At 74.0% G+C, this 17,211-nt stretch carries 16 protein-coding genes; 6 read left to right on the forward strand and 10 right to left on the reverse strand.

Annotated features, from left to right (window positions below; all coding sequences use genetic code 11):
* Positions 1–32: 32 nt before the first annotated feature.
* From OZ948_16000 to OZ948_16015, 4 genes are all read right to left on the reverse strand, one after another.
* The gene (locus OZ948_16000) at positions 33–1,916 is read right to left on the reverse strand and encodes a mechanosensitive ion channel (protein MEB2346228.1); all 1,884 of its coding nucleotides are present in this window, start codon (positions 1,914–1,916) and stop codon (positions 33–35) included.
* A 237-nt stretch (positions 1,917–2,153) separates the two neighbouring features.
* The gene (locus OZ948_16005; protein MEB2346229.1) at positions 2,154–3,269 is read right to left on the reverse strand and encodes a DUF3047 domain-containing protein; all 1,116 of its coding nucleotides are present in this window, start codon (positions 3,267–3,269) and stop codon (positions 2,154–2,156) included.
* A 73-nt stretch (positions 3,270–3,342) separates the two neighbouring features.
* Entirely contained in the window at positions 3,343–3,726 is a 384-nt protein-coding gene (locus OZ948_16010; protein MEB2346230.1) for a hypothetical protein, read from the reverse strand.
* A 57-nt stretch (positions 3,727–3,783) separates the two neighbouring features.
* Positions 3,784–4,797: an HNH endonuclease gene (locus OZ948_16015; GenBank protein ID MEB2346231.1), complete on the reverse strand. Its 1,014-nt coding sequence runs from the start codon at positions 4,795–4,797 to the stop codon at positions 3,784–3,786.
* Positions 4,798–4,922: 125 nt separating this feature from the next.
* Between OZ948_16015 and OZ948_16020 the strand changes: the two genes are divergently transcribed.
* Both OZ948_16020 and OZ948_16025 read left to right on the forward strand, forming a co-directional pair.
* Positions 4,923–6,191, forward strand: coding sequence for an alpha/beta hydrolase (locus OZ948_16020; protein ID MEB2346232.1), 1,269 nt, complete (start codon positions 4,923–4,925; stop codon positions 6,189–6,191).
* Positions 6,188–6,754, forward strand: a complete 567-nt coding sequence (locus OZ948_16025) for a DUF4136 domain-containing protein (GenBank protein MEB2346233.1) — start codon at positions 6,188–6,190, stop codon at positions 6,752–6,754. The genes OZ948_16020 and OZ948_16025 overlap by 4 nt, the downstream gene beginning before the upstream one ends.
* Before the next feature lie 34 nt (positions 6,755–6,788).
* Here OZ948_16025 and OZ948_16030 read toward each other — a convergent pair whose 3' ends face one another.
* The 5 genes from OZ948_16030 to OZ948_16050 all read right to left on the reverse strand — a co-directional run bounded on the left by OZ948_16030 (position 6,789) and on the right by OZ948_16050 (position 12,251).
* Positions 6,789–7,826, reverse strand: coding sequence for a lipase secretion chaperone (locus tag OZ948_16030; protein ID MEB2346234.1), 1,038 nt, complete (start codon positions 7,824–7,826; stop codon positions 6,789–6,791).
* 8 nt (positions 7,827–7,834) lie between these two features.
* Complete coding sequence (locus OZ948_16035; protein MEB2346235.1) at positions 7,835–8,845, reverse strand: triacylglycerol lipase; 1,011 nt, start codon at positions 8,843–8,845, stop codon at positions 7,835–7,837.
* 172 nt (positions 8,846–9,017) lie between these two features.
* Positions 9,018–9,398 carry a rhodanese-like domain-containing protein gene (locus OZ948_16040; protein MEB2346236.1) on the reverse strand — a complete coding sequence of 127 codons (381 nt, stop codon included), beginning with the start codon at positions 9,396–9,398 and terminating at the stop codon, positions 9,018–9,020.
* A gap of 109 nt (positions 9,399–9,507) precedes the next feature.
* Positions 9,508–11,148: a phosphoglucomutase (alpha-D-glucose-1,6-bisphosphate-dependent) gene (pgm, locus tag OZ948_16045; protein ID MEB2346237.1), complete on the reverse strand. Its 1,641-nt coding sequence runs from the start codon at positions 11,146–11,148 to the stop codon at positions 9,508–9,510.
* A gap of 56 nt (positions 11,149–11,204) precedes the next feature.
* Positions 11,205–12,251 carry a cytochrome-c peroxidase gene (locus OZ948_16050; protein MEB2346238.1) on the reverse strand — a complete coding sequence of 349 codons (1,047 nt, stop codon included), beginning with the start codon at positions 12,249–12,251 and terminating at the stop codon, positions 11,205–11,207.
* A 153-nt stretch (positions 12,252–12,404) separates the two neighbouring features.
* On the opposite strand from OZ948_16050, the gene OZ948_16055 reads away from it, so the two are divergent.
* The gene (locus OZ948_16055) at positions 12,405–13,574 is read left to right on the forward strand and encodes a serine hydrolase (protein MEB2346239.1); all 1,170 of its coding nucleotides are present in this window, start codon (positions 12,405–12,407) and stop codon (positions 13,572–13,574) included.
* Here OZ948_16055 and OZ948_16060 read toward each other — a convergent pair whose 3' ends face one another.
* Positions 13,575–14,279: a hypothetical protein gene (locus tag OZ948_16060; GenBank protein ID MEB2346240.1), complete on the reverse strand. Its 705-nt coding sequence runs from the start codon at positions 14,277–14,279 to the stop codon at positions 13,575–13,577.
* A 129-nt stretch (positions 14,280–14,408) separates the two neighbouring features.
* On the opposite strand from OZ948_16060, the gene xsc reads away from it, so the two are divergent.
* The 3 genes from xsc to OZ948_16075 all read left to right on the forward strand — a co-directional run bounded on the left by xsc (position 14,409) and on the right by OZ948_16075 (position 17,202).
* Positions 14,409–16,172 (forward strand): sulfoacetaldehyde acetyltransferase, encoded by a 1,764-nt coding sequence (gene xsc / locus OZ948_16065; GenBank protein MEB2346241.1) that lies wholly within the window; start codon positions 14,409–14,411, stop codon positions 16,170–16,172.
* Between the two features lie 107 nt (positions 16,173–16,279).
* Complete coding sequence (locus OZ948_16070; protein ID MEB2346242.1) at positions 16,280–16,942, forward strand: helix-turn-helix domain containing protein; 663 nt, start codon at positions 16,280–16,282, stop codon at positions 16,940–16,942.
* Positions 16,942–17,202, forward strand: coding sequence for a ferredoxin (locus tag OZ948_16075; protein ID MEB2346243.1), 261 nt, complete (start codon positions 16,942–16,944; stop codon positions 17,200–17,202). The genes OZ948_16070 and OZ948_16075 overlap by 1 nt, the downstream gene beginning before the upstream one ends.
* Positions 17,203–17,211: the final 9 nt, after the last annotated feature.

Here is a 17,211-nt window from a genome sequence, read left to right on the forward strand (position 1 = left end):
AGCCGCGCGCCGACCCGCGGGCGCATCGCGCGCTATCCCTTCCGCACCACGTTCCCGAGCGCGTCCACCACCGGAGCCCCCTCGTTCGGATAGTCGAGCGTTCCCTCGAGCTTCTGCACCTCCTCGCGCGGGAACCTCGGGAGATAGAGCTCCTGCCGCTCGCGCCACTTCGCGACGAGGGCCTCGGCCTCCTCGCGGGTCGCCGCGGGCGGACGCTCGTCGCGCCCGAGGTACAGGGTCTGGGAAGGAAAGGCGAAGCCCGTTCCGGCGCGCGCGACGATGTCCATGATGCGCAGGTTCAGGTCCTCGGCGATCTCCAGGTACTCGCCGAAGTCCCGCGTCGTGACGTAGGCGAAGATCTCGAGATCGAGGGAGTAGGGGCCGAAGGCCGTGAAGCGGATCCGCGCCGGGTCTGGATCCACCTTCGGGTGCGCGTAGAGCATGCGGCGCACCTCCACGAGCACGTAGCGCATCTGCTCCGGGGTCGTCTCGTAGCGCAGGCCGATCGTCGGGTGGTACCAGATCCGGTCGCGCGCCGAGAAGTTCTCGAGCTGGAGGTTCGCGAACTCCGCGTTCGGCACGATCACGAGCGTGCGGTCGAGGGTCCGGATCTGCGTCGAGCGCAGCCCGATCTCCTCGACGGTGCCGGCCTTGTCGCCGAAGCGGCAGTAGTCACCCACGCGGATCGGGCGGTCGGCGAAGAGCGTGATCCCGCCGAAGAGGTTCTCGACGGTCTTCTGCGCCGCGAGCGCGACGGCGATGCCGCCGATCCCGAGGCCGGCGAGGAGCGCCGTCACGTCGAAACCGAGATTGGCGAGTGCCACCAGCACCGCGAGCAGCAGGATCAGCGCCTTCGTCAGCTTGCGCGCCGCCGGAAGCAGCGGGACCACCTGCAACTGGTTTCGTTCGACGAGCCGGCGCCGGACGAGCCGGGTGCCCACGTCCACGATGCGAAGGAACGCCCAGACGAAGGCCACGATCAGCAGTGTCCGGACGACCGCATGCGCGATCGTCCGCATCACGATGCCGAGGTGGAGCAGCACGAGTCCGGCGCTGAGCACGCCGGCCGACACCGCAAGCCGCAGCGGCCCACGGACGAACGACTCGATCACCTCGAGCGCCCTCGGGGAGCGCGCGCGCAGCAGCCGCCGCAGCCCCAGGTGGAGAGCGGCCCCGATCCCCCAGCCGCTGAAGCCGGCGAGCACCAGCAGCGCGGGCAGGCCGATCCACTGCCACAGGGGTGCGCCCGCGATCCGCCACTCGAACACGAATCGCGGCAACACGTCGCCGAGCGGCCCGTAGCCGAACTCCTCGTAGAGGGCCGGAATGCGCGAGACCGTCGGCGCTGCGAAGCGCCAGATCCGCTCGCCATCCGCCGTGCGGCCGCGCTGGAGCAGGACCGGCACCTCGCCGCCGGCGGTCTCGATGCGCTGCACCTCCTCGCGGTTCGCCGGGAGGCCCTCCTCCGGGCGGCCCTCGGGGTCGCCGGAGAGCGCGTCGGGGTCGATCCACCAGCTCGTCGAGAGCACCGTGAAGAGCTGCTCCGCGAGCCGCGCCGGGGTGGCGCGGCGTGCCGCCTTCCCGAGGTTGCGCGTGTCGAGGAAGCCGGCCGCCGTTGCGTAGTCCCCGCTTCGCGCGGCCCTCATGAACGAAACCACGGCGCTCCGGGGCGTGGCGCCGGGGATCTCCGCCTCGCCCGCGCCCTGCTCGGCCTTCGCCCCCGGGCCCTCCGGGCCGGGCGCTCCCGCGGAACCGGCCGGCGCTCGCGCATCCCCGCCGCCCGCCGCCTGCTCGAGCACGTCGCGAACGGACGGCTCCTGCGCAGCGGCCGGCACCGCGACTCCGGTGACGAGCGCGAGGCCGGCCGCCAGGAGCCGTGCCTCCGCGAGGATCCGGACCCACACCGGCCCGCTCATGCGCATCGCGAGCCCCGCTCGGCTCGGGAGCACGGGGAGGACGGTGACGGGAACCGGATCGCGACGTCTCCTTCGACCTGCGTCCAGGGGGAGGGCGCCGGAGCGGCGAGACGCGGCGCCCGGAACGCCTCGCGCGGCCGCACTGCGCAGGTAGAGCTTAGACCGAACGATCGAAGCTTCGAGCAGGCTCCCCTGGGTCGCGGTCGTCGTGGACCCGCCGGGTCGCCGGCGATCCCGTCATGCCAGCCGGATCCCCTGCTCCCCCTGCACCAGCTCGAGGTCCGCGTACCAGCAGCGCCCCTCGAGGCGCTGGAAGAGGCCCACCGCGATCAGCCACACGCGCACGATGCGCGCGGGCGGCGGGCCCATGCGCGCCAGGTGGTCGGCATGGAGATCGCGCTCCTCCTGGTGCCAGCGCCCGAGCCCCTCGGTGCCCGAGCGCACCACCACGTGGTGCTCGCGATCGGCCCAGGTCGGGAGCGGACACCAGTACGAGTGACCCTCCGGGAGCTGCCGGCTCCAGGTGTAGGTGATGTCGCGCCCGTCGCTGAACTCGACGGCCACGCTCAGGTAGTCGTGGGTGAGCAGCGTGTCCTCGGCAACCGCCGAGGGGAGCTCGTCGACCCGCCACGCCCAGCGCAGCCGCGTCCCGGGCTCGAAGGCGAGCGAGACCTCGCGCTGGAGGATGCCGACGTTGCGCCCGACCTGGCACGCGATCGCCGGCCGCCCGTCGCAGGTGTCGCTCCGGAAGATCTCCGAGCGCCCGAGCAGCCAGAGGTAGCGCCAGCCCTCCGGCGGCTCGACGGGCGCCACGAGGCGCGCGCGCTCGGCCGCGGCGAGCCCGAAGGCGTCGCCGGCCCGGATCACGGCGTCGAGGCCGGCCTCCGCCCCGGCGTCGCCCCACACCAGCACGGCCGCTGCGAGGCCGCCCTCGATCGCCTCGTACGCGCGCAGGTCCGTCGACACGCGCCCGCTCGGGTCGCCCCACTGACCCGGGAAGTACGAGCCCAGGTAGAGGCGCCCGGACCGCTCCGCCACGAAGCCTTGATGGTCGCGCGCGCCGTTGAAGATCGGCCCCGCCTCGCCGACGCGCGCCCAGAGCTGGAACTGGGGGCCCATCCAGAGGTCGAGCGCGCGCGCCAGGAAGGCGCGGCCCGCGCCGAAGATCGTGACCTGCTCGCCGGCGGCCAGCTCGAGGCCCGTGTCGGTCCAGGGCGGGCGGTCCACCGGGATCGACACGAGGGCATGTCGGCGAACGACTCCCGGCGGGAGCTTCGCGAGGAGCGCCGGCCAGGCGGCCAGGAACGCATCCGGATCGAGGAGCGCGGGGTCGTCGGGCGCGGACGGGAGCACGGCCCCGGGGACGATACACGAGGCCGCGAGCGTGCCGGGAGCGCGCCCGGGCGCGGCCGCTCCGGAAGCCGCCTCAGCGGAGAACGGGCTTGCAGTCGGCGCTGCAGCCCTCCGCGGCCGGATCCGGGGAGGCCGCCGGGCGGTGCAGGACGCCGTGCGTGGGCCGCACCCGCACGCACGCCCCCTCCCCCTCGCCTTCCACCGCGCCGTCCCCGTCCACGATCAGGCTGTAGCCCCCGCGCTCGGGCGGCGGCCAGAGCAGGCTCACGAGCCGGCGCGCCGCCACGTTGGCCGCCGTGCGCCGGCCGACCCCGGCGGCGAGCGCCCCACCCTCCCAGCGCACCGACACCACCGCGCTGCGCGGCCGGCCGTCGTCACCGGTCGTGAGCAGGTACGCCGTCGCGCCGTAGCGATCCACCTCCTCCTGCAGCTTCTCGAGCTCGACGGGGATGCTCATCGGATCCTCCCGGGACCGATCATACCTGCCACGTCCGGCGAGGCGAACGAGCGCGGGTCAGGAGCGATCCGGTTCGCGCGGGTCCCGCCACTCACGATGCGCCCGCGCGACCTCGAGGAACACCTGGTCGCGATGGAACTCGAGGAATCGGCACTGCCCGCTGGAGAAGGGGCCCGACTCGAGCTCCCGGTCCACGGGGACGCCCATGCGAGCGAGCGATGGCCTGTGCGCCACCGGCGAGAGGAGGAGCCGGCCATCGTCGCGGAACGAGAGGAACCCGCGATCGAAGAGATGGTCGATCGAGGGGGTGAGGAGAAGGCCGTTCTCCCCGTCCAGCCGTTCGGCGTTGCTCGAGTCGCGCCAGGGCTTGCAGTGACTGGCCCGGAGATGCTCGGGCCGATCGACCTGCGTCACGCGGCAACGGCTCTCGATCGCCTGCACGCGCTCTCGGAAGAGCCCCTGGCCCCGGCGTGCGATCACCAGGGCCTCCTTGTCGGTCTCCCTCAGCGAATCATCGCGCTCGATCCGCTGGCGCAGGTACTCTTCCCAAATCACCTGCTCGCGATCGGGCGCCATCAAAGGTGCCTCCCTCGCCACCTCCCCGCGCGCGAGCATGCTGATCTCCGATCCGAGGAGGTCCGCCAGCTGTAACGCCAGCGGGGGCCGGAGCTCGGTCAGGTAGATGGACTGGCTCCCGCGGCCGTCCGGGAGCAGGGGCGAGTACTTCGCGGGAAGCAAGGGGCGCAGGAGCTCCATCCACTCGACGGGCCGGAACGAAGTCGCGATCTCCTGGAACGTGACCTCGACCCGCCAGCCGATCCGATCCCAGTTCCGGCCCGCGCGACCGAACTCGACGGGCTGGGGAGCCTCGAATGCATACGACTGGGCGACGCCGACCGCGCGGATCCTCGTGTCGGCGAACGAGAACACGAGGTCGCCGGGTGCGACCTCACGCATGAACTCGTAGAACGGGTTGAGCTGGCCGCCGCGTTTGCGCTTTGGGGACCAGAGGTAGCCCCCCGCGACCTCGTGGCGATAGGTCTGGTTCTGGTTGACCCACCAGAAGCGCATCCAAGGCCCCCACGCAAGCAGACGCTAGCAGGCTCGAGCGAACGGGTGTCACGTCCTCGCGCTCCGCCGAGGCGGCAGCGGCGAGGGCGGTTGGCTCCCGCGCAGCCAGGGGTATCCTGCGCGCCATGCCGTGGCCGTGGCTCTTCCTGGGGGTGACGCTCGTCGGGGCGCTCTTCACCTTCAACGCGTACCTGCCGCGGCCGGCGGGGGGGAGCTGGCTCTCGATCCCGAGCTTCTTCGCGGGCTGGCTCACGAGCGAGCTCGTGGCGCACCACTTCGCGTGGCAGCTCGGCGCCACCGTGTTCTTCGTCTGGATGGGCGCGCTCGACGCCTGGCCGGGCTGGGTCGGGCTCGGCGTCACGCTCGTGTCGTGGGCGGCGCTGCTCGCGATGGTGCCGGTGGCGCGCCGCTCGGAGCATCTGCTCGAGGGGGCGCTCGCCGAAGGCCTCGGCCTGAGCTACCGCGCCGACACGCTCGGGATCGGCCTGCGCGACGCCGCGCGCGAGCACCTGCCGCTCCTGAACCCGTTCCGCTTCCACCACCCGGACGTGCACGTGGAGCGCGATCTCGTCTACGCGCCGGGCTTCGGCCGCCGCCACCGGCTCGACGTCTACCGCCCGCGCGAAGGCGCCACCGGCGCGCCCGTGCTGCTCCAGATCCATGGCGGGGGCTGGACCATCGGCACCAAGGAGCAGCAGGCGCTGCCGCTCATGAACCACCTCGCGGCGAAGGGCTGGGTGTGCGTCGCGGCGAACTACCGGCTCTCGCCGAAGGCGACCTTCCCGGATCACCTCATCGACGCGAAGCTCGCGCTGGCCTGGGTCCTCGAGCACGCGGACGAGCACGGCGGCGACCCGCGCTTCGTCGCGGTCACGGGCGGCTCGGCGGGCGGCCATCTCGCGGCGCTGCTCGCGCTCACGGCCAACGACCCCGAGTACCAGCCCGGCTTCGAGTCCGTGGACACGACCGTGCGGGCATGCGTCCCCTTCTACGGCGTCTACGACTGGTGCGACGAGCTCGGCATCGACCCGCGCGACACGCGCAAGCGCTTCTTCGAGAAGGTGGTGCTGAAGAAGCGCTTCGCCGACGACCCGGACGCGTACCGGCGTGCCTCGCCGCTGGCGCGCGTGCACCCGGATGCGCCGCCCTTCTTCGTGCTGCACGGGGCCCTCGACTCGCTCGTCCCGGTCGAGCAGGCGCGCCACTTCGCCGCGCGCCTGCGCGCGGTCTCCCGGCAGCCGGTCTGCTACGCGGAGCTGCCCCACGCGCAGCACGCCTTCGAGATCTTCCACTCGCAGCGCACCGCGCACGTGGTGCGCGCCGTCGATCGCTTCCTCGCCTGGAGCTGGGCGCACTGGCGTGCGGAAGCGAAGCGCGGCGAGGACGCCGCTTGAGCCGCACCGCCGCGTCCGTGGGACGCTGCCGGGTACGCGGGCTCGCCGTGCTCCTCGGGCTGCTCGCCAGCGGAGGCTGCTCGACGCTGCACGTCGAGTCGGACTGGAACCACGGCACCCGCTTCGAGACGCTGCGTACCTGGGACTGGCTGCCCGCGCCCTCCGGCAGCGGCGACCTGCCGGCGTCGGCACAGCCCGCCCTCGACGAGCGGGTGCGAAGCGCCGTCGCCGAAGGCCTCGCGGCGCGCGGCTATCCGCACGACCCCGTCGCGCCGACCTTCTGGGTCCATCCGCTCGCCGTCGTCGAGGACGTGGTCGCCGCCGAGGCCGCGCACTTCTACTCGATGACGCCCGAGTGGATGCGGCCGTCGCTGCGCGGCACCCATGCCGTGCTCGGGCAGCGCGGTGTGCTGGTGGTGGACGTGATCGACCCCGTCTCGCGGACGCTCCTCTGGCGCGGGACCGTGAGCGGCGCGGTCGACGCCGAGGCGAGCCTCGCCGCCCGCAACCGGCGCCTGCGCGAGGCCGTCGCACAGGTGCTCGCGGGCTTCCCGCCGCGCTGAGAGAGTGGCCGGGAATCGTCGTCCGCGGCGCGCGCTACGGCCCCGCTCCGTCGAGCGCGCGGACGCGCAGGAGCTCCGCCTCCGAGAAGCGCCGCTGCCGGAGCGCCTCGATCGCGTCATCGCGCGCGGCCGAGCCCGCGCCGCTGGCCTCGAGCTCGGTCACGAGCGCGTCGCGTTCGGCCCGGTAGGCGGCGAGCCGGTCCTGCCAGCGCTGCTGCTCGACGTCGAGCGCCGCGAGCCGCTCGGCGGCCTCGCGGCCGAAGCGCTCCTCGCGGAGCGCGAAGACCTCCTGCTCGGAGGCACCCGCCTCGCGTAGCGCCTCGACCTCCTGCTGGGTCGCGCTCGGCGCGCGCGCCCGCTCCCGCGCCGCCCGCACGCTCCCGGGCAGGCGCTCGTCGAGCGCCTCGAGGCGCGCGCGCTTCCCGGCCTCGTCGAGCGCCGGGTCGGCGGCGACGCGCCGGCGCTCGAGGTCGATGCGAACGGTTTCCTCCTCCTCCCCGAAGAGCGCTTCCGCGGCGGCGCCGAAGTGCTCGCGGCGCAGCTCGCGGATCCACTGGAGCCGCCGCTCGAGGTCGGCGGGCGCGTCGCCCGCCTCGGCGAGCTCCCGCAGCGCCGCGCGAAAGCGCAGGTAGGTGTCGAGCAGCGCCTCCGCCTCGGCTGCCGCCGCGGCGGGCAGGGCCGCGCGGATCCGGTCGACGATCCGCTGGCGGAGCACCGCCTCGGGCTCCTCGCCGCTCGCGGCGAGGAAGTAGTCGAAGAGCGCGATGGCGTCGGGGGTCGGGACGAAGTGGCCGTCCTCCCCGAGCGTCAGGCCGCCGCCGACCTCGGTGCCGCGCAGCGAGCGCGGCAGCGGCCCGCGCGCGAGCCGCTCCACCTCGCTCTCGCCCGCGGGCGTGCCGCCGGGCTCGGGCGCGGGAGCACCCGCCGGCGCCCCGGCACGCCCGTCCCGCGCGCTCGCAGCCGGCCGCGAAGGCTCGCCGCCGCCCCGCGCGAGGACGAAGAGCAGCGCGGCCGCCAGCGCGAGCAGCCCCGCGCCGGCGGCCGCGCGCCCGCGACCGGCGCTGCTTCCCAAGGAGGCCGCTACAGCCCCGCGTTCTTCAGCCGGTTCGCATGGGTGCGGAAGACGTCGCGCGGATCGGTCTCGAAGAGCGCCGTCAGGCCGAGGAGCTGGTTCACCTCGTCGAGGTGGTTCATCCGGTAGTCGTCGCGCAGCACGTCCCCGAAGTGCGCGGCGCAGACCGGCACGAGGCCGTCGTTCGCCTCGTCGTAGAGCAGCGAGGAGATCAGGAAGAGCGGATCGAGGATGTCGAGCGCATTGGTGTAGGGCGTGTCCCCCGTCCACGAGTAGTTGCGCCGCGGGCCGGCCGGGGTGCTGCTCACCGCCGCGCCCTCGCCGCAGGGGATCGCCGGCATGCCCTGGCCGAAGACCGGGTGCGTGTTGAAGGCCGCCATCGCGGCGGGCGAGAAGGTCTCGAGCGCGGCGAGCATGTCGGTCGGGTTGTCGTTGCCGAGCAGCCCCCAGAGCAGCTCGACGGCGTCGCCGAGGAAGGCGATCAGCCCCTGCATGCCCGCGAGCCCACCGCCGAACTGGTCGACGAGGTCGATGCCGGTGTGCGGCGAGCCCACCGTCGTGAGCGAGGCCACGAGATCGGGCCGCACGCCCGCGACGTAGCGCACGTCGAGGCCCCCCTGGCTGTGGCCGATCAGGTTGAACTTGAGGGTCGGGGCGCCGCGGATCGCGCGGATCTGGTCGAGCTGGGCGATCAGGTGCTCGCCGCGCGCCGCCGACGAGTTGGCCGGGCTCACCTCGGTCACGTAGACCGTGCCGCCCTTGTCCTCGATGTAGCTCTCGATCCCGTACCAGTAGTCGAGGATGCCGAGATAGGAGTCGGCACCGAGGAAGCCGTGCGCGAGGACGATCGGGTACTTCGTCTTCGCGTAGCTGCAGTTCCAGAAGCACCAGGCCCGGGCGTCGCCCGGAAGCGTCGTGAGGAGGAGGGCCGCCGCCAGGGCCCAGCCCGTGGCGCGAGCGGCTCGCCGGCTCGCGGGGTTCGGGGTGCTCGTCGCCTGGATCCGGATCCTGCTCGTCATCGGCCTCTCCTCCCTTCGGTCAGGTGCTCGGCGGCGCCCATTAGAACCGAAAGCCCCTCGCGAGAGGAAGAAAAAAAGCAGGGCGCCCGTCCCGAGCCGGACCCGGCGGGCGAGCCGGACCTGCTGCAGGCGGCCGGCCTGGTTCGGCTTCCTCGGGGGGGGCGAGAGACCGCTACGAACGGCTGACCGGCTTGCCCGCCGCCTGCCAGGCCTTGAAGCCGCCGTCGAGGTGGGCCACGTCCGTGTACCCGAGCTCGCGCAGGGTCCGGGCCGCGAGCGCCGAGCGGCCGCCCGATGCGCAGTGCAGGATCACCCGGCGGTTCGGGTCGAGCCCGGACTTGTGGAGGGGGCTGCTCGGGTCGGCCTGGAACTCGAGCATGCCCCGCGAGACGTGGATCGCGCCCGGGATCGTGCCGTTTGCGAGCTCCGGGGCGTCCCGCACGTCCACGAGGGTGGCGTTGCCCGCCGCCAGCTCGGCCTGCACCTGATCCGGCGTGAGATTCTCGATCCCGCTCCGGGCCTCCTGGACGAGCTGCGCTGCGGTCTTGGCCATGGATCCCCTCCTGAGCCCCCTCTTCCCGGCGCGCGAAGCGATGGGCGTCGCCGCGCCGGCCGGATCGACGGGTAGCCCAGAACGGGGGGCGATGCCCCGCGCCGCGCGCTCAGCCGGCGAGCGCGTCGGCGACGATCTGCTGCGCCTCGCGCACGATCGCCGCGAGGTGCGCCTCGTCGCGGAAGCTCTCGGCGTAGATCTTGTAGATGCTCTCGGTGCCGGAGGGGCGCGCCGCGAACCAGCCGCTCGCCGCCACGACCTTGAGCCCCCCGATCGCCGCCCCGTTGGCGGGCGCGTGGGTGAGGCGCGCCTCGATCGGCTCGCCGGCGAGCGCCGACGCCTGTACCGCGTCGGGCGTGAGCTTCGCGAGCCGTGCCTTCTGCGCGGGCGTCGCCGGCGCATCGATCCGCGTGTAGCAGGGCGTACCGAACTCGGCGGTGAGCTCCCGGTAGTGCTCGCCGGGATCGCGCCCGCTGCGCGCGGTGATCTCCGCCGCGAGCAGGTCGAGGATCAGGCCGTCCTTGTCGGTGGTCCAGACCGTGCCGTCGCGGCGCAGGAAGCTCGCGCCCGCGCTCTCCTCGCCGCCGAAGCAGATCGAGCCGTCGAAGAGGCCCGCCACGAACCACTTGAAGCCGACCGGCACCTCGGCGAGCCGGCGGCCCTGCCCCGCGACGACGCGGTCGATCATCCCGCTCGAGACGAGCGTCTTGCCCACCGCGGCGCCCGCCGGCCAGCCCGGCCGCTGGCCGAGCAGGTAGCGGATCGCGACGGCCAGGTAGTGGTTCGGGTTCATGAGCCCGCCCGCCGTCACGATCCCGTGCCGGTCCGCATCCGGGTCGTTCGCGAAGGCCACGCGGTAGCGGTCCTTCAGCGCGAGCAGCCGCGCCATCGCGTAGGGGCTCGACGGGTCCATGCGGATCTTCCCGTCGTGATCGACGGTCATGAACGAGAAGGTGGGGTCGAGGGCGGGGTTCGCGATCGCGACCTCGAGCCCGTAGACGGCGTTGATCGGCTCCCAGTAGGGCTGCGACGCGCCGCCGAGCGGGTCCACGCCGAGCGAGAGGCGGGCGGCGCGGATCGCGTCCATGTCGACCACGTTGCGCAGGTCCTCGACGTAGGGGCGGACGAAGTCCTCCTCGCGCGTCGTCGCCGCGCGCCGCGCGCGCTCGAGGGGCACGCGTGCGACGCCGGCGTTCCTCGCGGCCAGGAGCTCGTTCGCCCGCGCCTCCACCTGCTTCGTCACGTCGGTGTCGGCCGGCCCGCCGTGGGGCGGGTTGTACTTGAAGCCGCCGTCCTCGGGCGGGTTGTGCGAGGGCGTCACCACGATGCCGTCGGCGCGCCCGCTCGTGCGCCCGCGATTGTGGGCGAGGATCGTGCGCGAGATCACCGGGGTCGGCGTGAGCCCGTGCCCGCCCTGGAGGCGCACCTCGACGCCGTTCGCGGCCAGCACCTCGAGGGCGGTGCGCTCGGCCGGAACCGAGAGCGCGTGCGTGTCCTTGCCGAGGAAGAGCGGGCCGTCGATCCCCTGCGCGCGCCGGTACTCGCAGATCGCCTGGGTGACGGCCAGGATGTGCGCCTCGTTGAACGACCCGCGCAGCGACGAGCCGCGGTGCCCGCTCGTCCCGAAGGCGACCCGCTGGCCCGGGTCCTCGAGCTCCGGCACGCGCTCGTAGTAGGCGCGTTCGAGGCGGGCCACGTCGACCAGCAGGTCGCGCGGCGCGGGCCGGCCGGCGAGCGGGGAGAGCGTCATCCGCCGCGAGCCTCCACGCGCGGCGCGCCCGGGGGTCGGCCTGCCATGGCGCCGCCCTACGGCGCTCCGGGCTTCGGCGTCGTCGGCCCGCTCGGGAGCGGCTCGGGCTCGGCGACGAAGGCCAGGTCGACGCGGCCCGTGAGCGAGCGCAGGAAGGTCGCGATCGACGCAACCTCGGCGGGGGCGAGCTCCTTGCCGAGCTGGTGCCAGGCCATCAGCCGGATCGCCTCGTCGAGGCTCGTGACGCTGCCGTCGTGGAACCAGGGGCCGGCCTTCTCGACGTTGCGGAGCGAGGGCACCTTGAAGAAGGACTTGTCGGTGTCCTGCTTCGAGACGTCGAAGCGCCCCAGGTCCTTCGTCGGGTAGGGATGGACGAGGCCGAGCTTCTGGAACATCTGCGCGCCCAGCGTGGCGCCGGCGTGGCAGGTGGGGCAGCCCGTGTCCATGAAGGTCTCGAGCCCCGCGAGCTCGGCGTCGCTCAGGGCGTCCTGCTGCCCGGCGAGGAAGTCGTCGAAGCGCGAGGGCGTCACGAGCCGGCGCTCGAAGGCGCCCACGGCCTTCGCGAAGTTGTCGAAGGTGATGGGATCGGCCTCCCCGGGGAAGGCGGCCTCGAAGAGGGGGCGGTAGCCGGGGATCGAGGCGAGCACCGCCACCACGTGCTCCGGGCTCGGCATCGCCATCTCGACCGGGTTGAGGACGGGACCCTTCGCCTGCTCCTCGACGTCCTTGGCGCGCCCGTCCCAGAACTGCGCGAAGTGGAAGGCCGCGTTGAAGACGGTCGGCGAGTTGCGCGCGCCGTGCTGGCCTTCGTGCCCTTCCGAGGTCGGCTCGTTGTCGACGCCGAAGGTCGTGAGGCCGTGGCAGGAGTTGCACGAGAGCTCTTGGTCGAGCGAGAGGCGCTTCTCGTAGTAGAGCCGCCGCCCGAGCTCGATCTTCGCGGGCGTGACCGGGTTCGCCGGGCTCGCGGCCTCGGCCGGCAGGGCGCCGAAGAGCTGCTGGGCGCGCTTCTGGATCTCCTCGCGGGAGGCAGCCTGTGCCGGGAGCGCGCCGATGCAGAGGGCGCCGGCGGCCAGCAGGACGGCGGGGCCGGAACGGACGGGCATGCGATCCCTCCTCGATTGCGCGGCGGGCATTCTATCGGGCGGCCCGCGCGGGCGACACGGGGGCGATCCCCTGGCATGCTCCCGCGGCCGGCGGGGGGCGCCGCGCGCGATCGTTCCCGGCGCGGGTCGTGGCGAGCGAGGATGCGAGGGCGGATGCCGGTCGGGGTCGAGCGCGTGCTCTCGCGGTCGCCGGGCGTCGACGCGCGCCGCCTCGAGGCGGCCGTCGAGCGCTTCGCGCGCCGGATCGCGAGCGGCCGCTTCCCCGGCGCCCAGCTCGCGCTGCGCCATCGCGGGGTCGAGGTCGCGCGCGCCTGGGGCGGCGTCGCCCGCGGCCTGCGCGCGGCCGAGGAGGGCGCCTTCGACGTCGGCCCCGAGACACGCTTCCCCTGCTTCTCCGCGGGCAAGCCGGTCGTGGCCTTCGCGGTGGCGCTGCTCGAGTCGCGCGGCCGGCTCGCGGCGGGCGACCTCGTCACGCAGCATGCGCCCCGCCTGGGGGGCCCCGCCTGGGACGCGGTCACGATCCTCGACGTCCTGACCCACCGCTCGGGGATCCTGCTCCCGGAGCTGTGCGCGACGCCCGCCGCCTGGGCGGACCGAGAGCGGGTGCGCGCGGCGCTCGCCGCGGCGCGGCCCGCGTACCGGCGCGGGAGACTCGCCTACGCGCCGCTCGAGTACGGCTGGATCCTCGGCGAGATCGTCGAGCAGGTGGACGGGCGCCGCTTCGAGCGCTTCGTCGGCGAGGAGATCGCGGCGCCCGCCGGCCTCGGGGACTTCGGCTTCGGCGCCGACGAGTCCGTGCGCCCGCGCATCGCCCGCAGCTACTGGCTCGGGCGCCGCCCGGTCGTGGTCGCGGGCCGCGACGTGGCGCGCGACTTCGAGGCGGTGAACGACTCGCCGCTGCTGCACGCCGCGAGCGTGCCGGGCGCGGGCCTCGTCGCGAGCGCGCCGGCGCTCGCGCGCTTCTACGACCTCCTGCTGCCGTCGTCGCTCGCCGCCCGCCCGGGCCTGCTCGACGACGGGACGCTCGCGCGCTGGACCCGGTGCGAGCACACCGGCTTCGACCGCAGCAACCGCGCGCCGCTCGCGGTCGGGCGCGGGCTCCTCTTCGGCACGCTCGGGCCGAGCGTGTACGGGCTGCTCGACGCCCGCGGCGTCTTCGGCCACGCCGGCGCCTTCTGCGCGCTCGGCTTCGCCGACCCCGCGCGGGCGCTCTCGGGCGCGATCGTGACCAACGCCAACCGCGGCCGCCGCGAGCTCGTCGTGGAGTTCGCCGGCCAGGTCGCCGCGCTGCGCCGGGCCGTCGCCCGCGAGCAGCGCCGCTAGCTAGCCAGCCGCCCGCCGGCCCGCGCAGCCGCGGCGCCGCACGGCCGCCACGAGGACCAGCGCCAGGAGCTGCGCGCAGCCCGCTGCGGCGCGGGCGGGCTCGGGCACGGCGATCGTCGCGACGAAGTAGTCGTAGCCGTCCGTGAAGCGGACCGAGCCGTAGAAGGGTGCGCCGGCGAGGTCGAGCGTTCCGGGCGCAACGCCGAGCTGTGTCGAGAAGGGATCCCCGAGCCCGGAGTCGCTGATGCCGGGCAGCCACGCGAATCTGAGGTCGAAGTCGTAGAAGGGAAAGCCGGCCGCGGGGAAGCCCGTGCCGCGGATCTGGAGCGTGAGGTTCTCGCCGTAGGCGTTGGTCACGAAGTTCGAGCCCGCCATCGAGAAGACGCCGGCGTCCGGGCTCCAGGCCCCGGCGTTGCCCGGGTCCGCCACGGCGGAGAAGGCCGTCACCAGGCCCGGGAAGTGGCCGGCGCCCAGCGAGTCGTCGGTGTCCGTCACCTGGTCGTCGATCGTGAAGGCGAGCGCGTAGCGGTCGCCGACCGTGATCCCGGTGACCCCCGGATCGACGGCCACCACCTCGACTTCGAGGGCGACGGGCACGAGCGCCGCCCGCGCGGGCAGGGCGCCGAGCAGGGCGCAGGCGGCGGCGAGCAGGACGGCACGGCCGGAGCAGGCTTGCGGAACCGTGGATGCCGGGCGCGCGCGCATGACGCGGGCGACGATAGCGCCGGCGGCCGCCGCGGGTAGCGCTTCCCGGGCGCGGGCGGCACGCTCGGGCGTTCGCGAGGGGCGAGGCGGAGACACGGGCCGGCCGGCGCGGCCGGAAGGAGGCGGGCGATGCGGATGACGTCGCAGGAGGCGTTCGCGGAGGCGCTGCGGGCGCAGGGCGTGCGGGTGGTCTTCGGCATCGTCGGCTCCGCCTTCATGCCGGGCCTCGATCTCTTCCCGCGCGCCGGGATCCGCTTCGTCGACGTGGCGCACGAGCAGGGCGCGGGCCACATGGCCGACGGCTACGCGCGCGCGTCGGGTGAGGTGGGGGTGTGCATCGCCCAGAACGGGCCCGGCGTCACGAACTTCGTGACCGCGGTGGCGGCGGCCTACTGGAACCACACGCCGCTCGTCGTCGTGACACCGGAGACGGGCACCGGCACGATCGGCCTCGGCGGCTTCCAGGAGACCCGGCAGCTTCCCTACTTCGAGCCGATCACCTGCCACCAGGAGACGCTGACCCAGCCCTCGCGCATGGCGGAGGCGATCGCGCGCTGCTTCGCGCGCGCGCGCCGGCACGCGGCGCCGGTGCAGCTCAACCTGCCGCGCGACCTCTTCTGCCAGGTCGTCGACTGCGAGATCCCCGAACCCGCGGCGCCGGCCCGCCAGCCGGGCGACCGCGAGGCCGTGGCGGCAGCCGCGCGCCTGCTCGCCGCGGCGCGCTTCCCCGTGATCGTGGCGGGGGCGGGCGTGGTGCTCGGCGGCGCCGCCGACGCCTGCCGGCGCCTCGCCGAGCGCCTCGCGGCGCCGGTCGCGAACAGCTACCTCCACAACGACAGCTTCCCGGCGAGCCACGCGCTCGCGGTGGGGCCCCTCGGCTACCAGGGCTCCGAGGCGGCCATGGCCCTCCTGTGGCAGGCCGACGTGGTCCTCGCCCTCGGCACGCGGCTCAATCCCTTCAGCACCCTGCCCCAGCACGGGATCGAGTACTGGACCGGGAAGGCGCGCGTCATCCAGGTGGACGTCGATCCCGACATGCTGGGCCTCGCCAAGCGGGTCGACGTCGCGATCTGCGGCGACGCGCGGGCGGTGGCGGAGGAGCTGCTCGAGGCCCTGGCGGGCCACGCGCCGGGGGAGGCCGGCGAGGCGCGGCGCAAGGAGGCCGAGGCGCGCAAGGCCGCCTGGGCCCAGAAGCTCGCCACCTGGGACCACGAGGAGGACGACCCCGGGAGCACCTGGAACGCGCGCGCCCGCGCCGAGGCGCCGGAGGTGCTCTCGCCGCGCCAGGCGCTGCGCGCGATCCAGGCCGGGCTCCCCCACGACGCCATGGTGTCGACCGACATCGGCAACGTCTGCGCGATGGCCAACAGCTACCTGCACTTCGAGCAGCCGCGCAGCTTCCTGGCGCCCGGCATGTTCGGCAACTGCGGCTACGCCTTCCCGGCGATCCTCGGCGCCAAGGTGGCGCGGCCCGACCGTCCGGCCGTGGCGCTCGCCGGCGACGGCGCCTTCGGGATCGGCATGAACGAGCTGCCGACCTGCCGGCGCATGGGGATCCCCGCGACGATCGTGGTGTTCCGCAACGGGCAGTGGGGCGCCGAGAAGAAGAACGACATCCTCTGGTTCGGCGAGCGCTTCGTCGGCACCGAGCTCGGCGACGACTTCTCCTGGGCCGAGGTGGCGCGCGCCTTCGGGCTCGCCGGCGTGCGCGCGACGCGCGCCCCCGAGCTCACCCGGGCCGTGGCCGACGCCTGCGCCGCGCAGGCGCAGGGCACGACGACGCTCGTCGAGGTCGTGCTCAACCGGGAGCTCGGCGCGCCCTTCCGCCGCGACGCGATGCAGGACCAGCGCTGCCTGCTCCCGCGCTACGCGGATCTCACGGTCGTACGCTGAGGTCCTGATCCATCTGGACAGATTCTAGATTGCTTTTGAAAACAGTCGGTTACCTATAAAAATCGAGCTTGTATTCGGTTTTCGATCGGAGTAGGATCGGGATCCTCATGGCTCGGCCGGCAGGCGCGGAGATTGCGCGGATCGGCAGGCGCGGGAGGCGCCCGCAGGCGCGCGCCCTCGCCACCCGCCGCCGGGTGCTCGACGCCGCCGAGGCCCTCTACGCGCGGCGCGGCTACGAGCCGACGAGCATGGCCGACGTCGCCGAGCGCGCCGGCGTCGGGGTCGGCACGCTCTACCACCACTTCCCCGACAAGCGCGCGCTGCTGCTCGCGCTGATCGACGACTGGGGCGACCGCGAGCTCACGCGCGCGCGCGACGCCCACGACGTCGGCAGCCTCTTCGGCGAGCACCTGCGCAGCGGCTTCGCCGACTTCCTGCGCACGAACTACGAGCGCCTGCGCCGCGAGGGCGGCTTCTACCTGGTCCTGCTCGAGCTCGCCGAGCGCGACGGCGACGTGCGTACGCGCCTCGAGCGCATCCACCAGGTCGGGATCGAGCGCCTGCGCGACCTGCTCGTGCTCGGCCAGCACCGCGGGATCGTCCGCGCGGGGCTCGACCCGCTCGCGGCCGCGTTCCTGATCCGCCGCTCGATCCAGGCGGCCGCGCGCGAGGTCTTCGTGCACCGCATGACGGAGCCCGCTCCGCAGCAGGTGCTCGCCGAGCTGATCGAGATGGTGGATCGCTACGTCTTCGTGGAGGAGGCCGGCTGATGGCGCAGCAGCCCGTGGACGACCGGAGCGCCGCGAACGCAGATCCGCACGGGCACGCCGCGCACGGCCACTTCGAGATCGACGAGGATCTCTGCATCGGCTGCGGGCTGTGCCGCGAGCGTGCCCCGGACAACATGGAGACGGGGCCCGGCAGCTCGGTCGCCCGCGTGGTGCGGCAGCCGGCGAACGACCACGAAGAGGCCGCGTGCCGCGAGGCCGCGGAGTACTGCCCGACCGGGGGAATCCTCGTCGAGGAGTGAAGGAGACAC

It is taken from the genome of Deltaproteobacteria bacterium (genome assembly GCA_035063765.1).
Classification (GTDB): Bacteria; Myxococcota_A; UBA9160; order UBA9160; family PR03; genus CAADGG01.

Coding starts and splice junctions, on each gene's coding strand:
- OZ948_16000 (MEB2346228.1), bottom strand. CDS start 1,916: ATGAGCGGGCCGGTGTGGGTCCGGATCCTCGCGGAGGCACGGCTCCTG.
- OZ948_16010 (MEB2346230.1), bottom strand. CDS start 3,726: ATGAGCATCCCCGTCGAGCTCGAGAAGCTGCAGGAGGAGGTGGATCGC.
- OZ948_16015 (MEB2346231.1), bottom strand. CDS start 4,797: ATGCGCTTCTGGTGGGTCAACCAGAACCAGACCTATCGCCACGAGGTC.
- OZ948_16020 (MEB2346232.1), top strand. CDS start 4,923: ATGCCGTGGCCGTGGCTCTTCCTGGGGGTGACGCTCGTCGGGGCGCTC.
- OZ948_16035 (MEB2346235.1), bottom strand. CDS start 8,845: ATGACGAGCAGGATCCGGATCCAGGCGACGAGCACCCCGAACCCCGCG.
- OZ948_16040 (MEB2346236.1), bottom strand. CDS start 9,398: ATGGCCAAGACCGCAGCGCAGCTCGTCCAGGAGGCCCGGAGCGGGATC.
- pgm (MEB2346237.1), bottom strand. CDS start 11,148: ATGACGCTCTCCCCGCTCGCCGGCCGGCCCGCGCCGCGCGACCTGCTG.
- OZ948_16050 (MEB2346238.1), bottom strand. CDS start 12,251: ATGCCCGTCCGTTCCGGCCCCGCCGTCCTGCTGGCCGCCGGCGCCCTC.
- OZ948_16055 (MEB2346239.1), top strand. CDS start 12,405: ATGCCGGTCGGGGTCGAGCGCGTGCTCTCGCGGTCGCCGGGCGTCGAC.
- OZ948_16060 (MEB2346240.1), bottom strand. CDS start 14,279: ATGCGCGCGCGCCCGGCATCCACGGTTCCGCAAGCCTGCTCCGGCCGT.
- xsc (MEB2346241.1), top strand. CDS start 14,409: ATGCGGATGACGTCGCAGGAGGCGTTCGCGGAGGCGCTGCGGGCGCAG.
- OZ948_16070 (MEB2346242.1), top strand. CDS start 16,280: ATGGCTCGGCCGGCAGGCGCGGAGATTGCGCGGATCGGCAGGCGCGGG.
- OZ948_16075 (MEB2346243.1), top strand. CDS start 16,942: ATGGCGCAGCAGCCCGTGGACGACCGGAGCGCCGCGAACGCAGATCCG.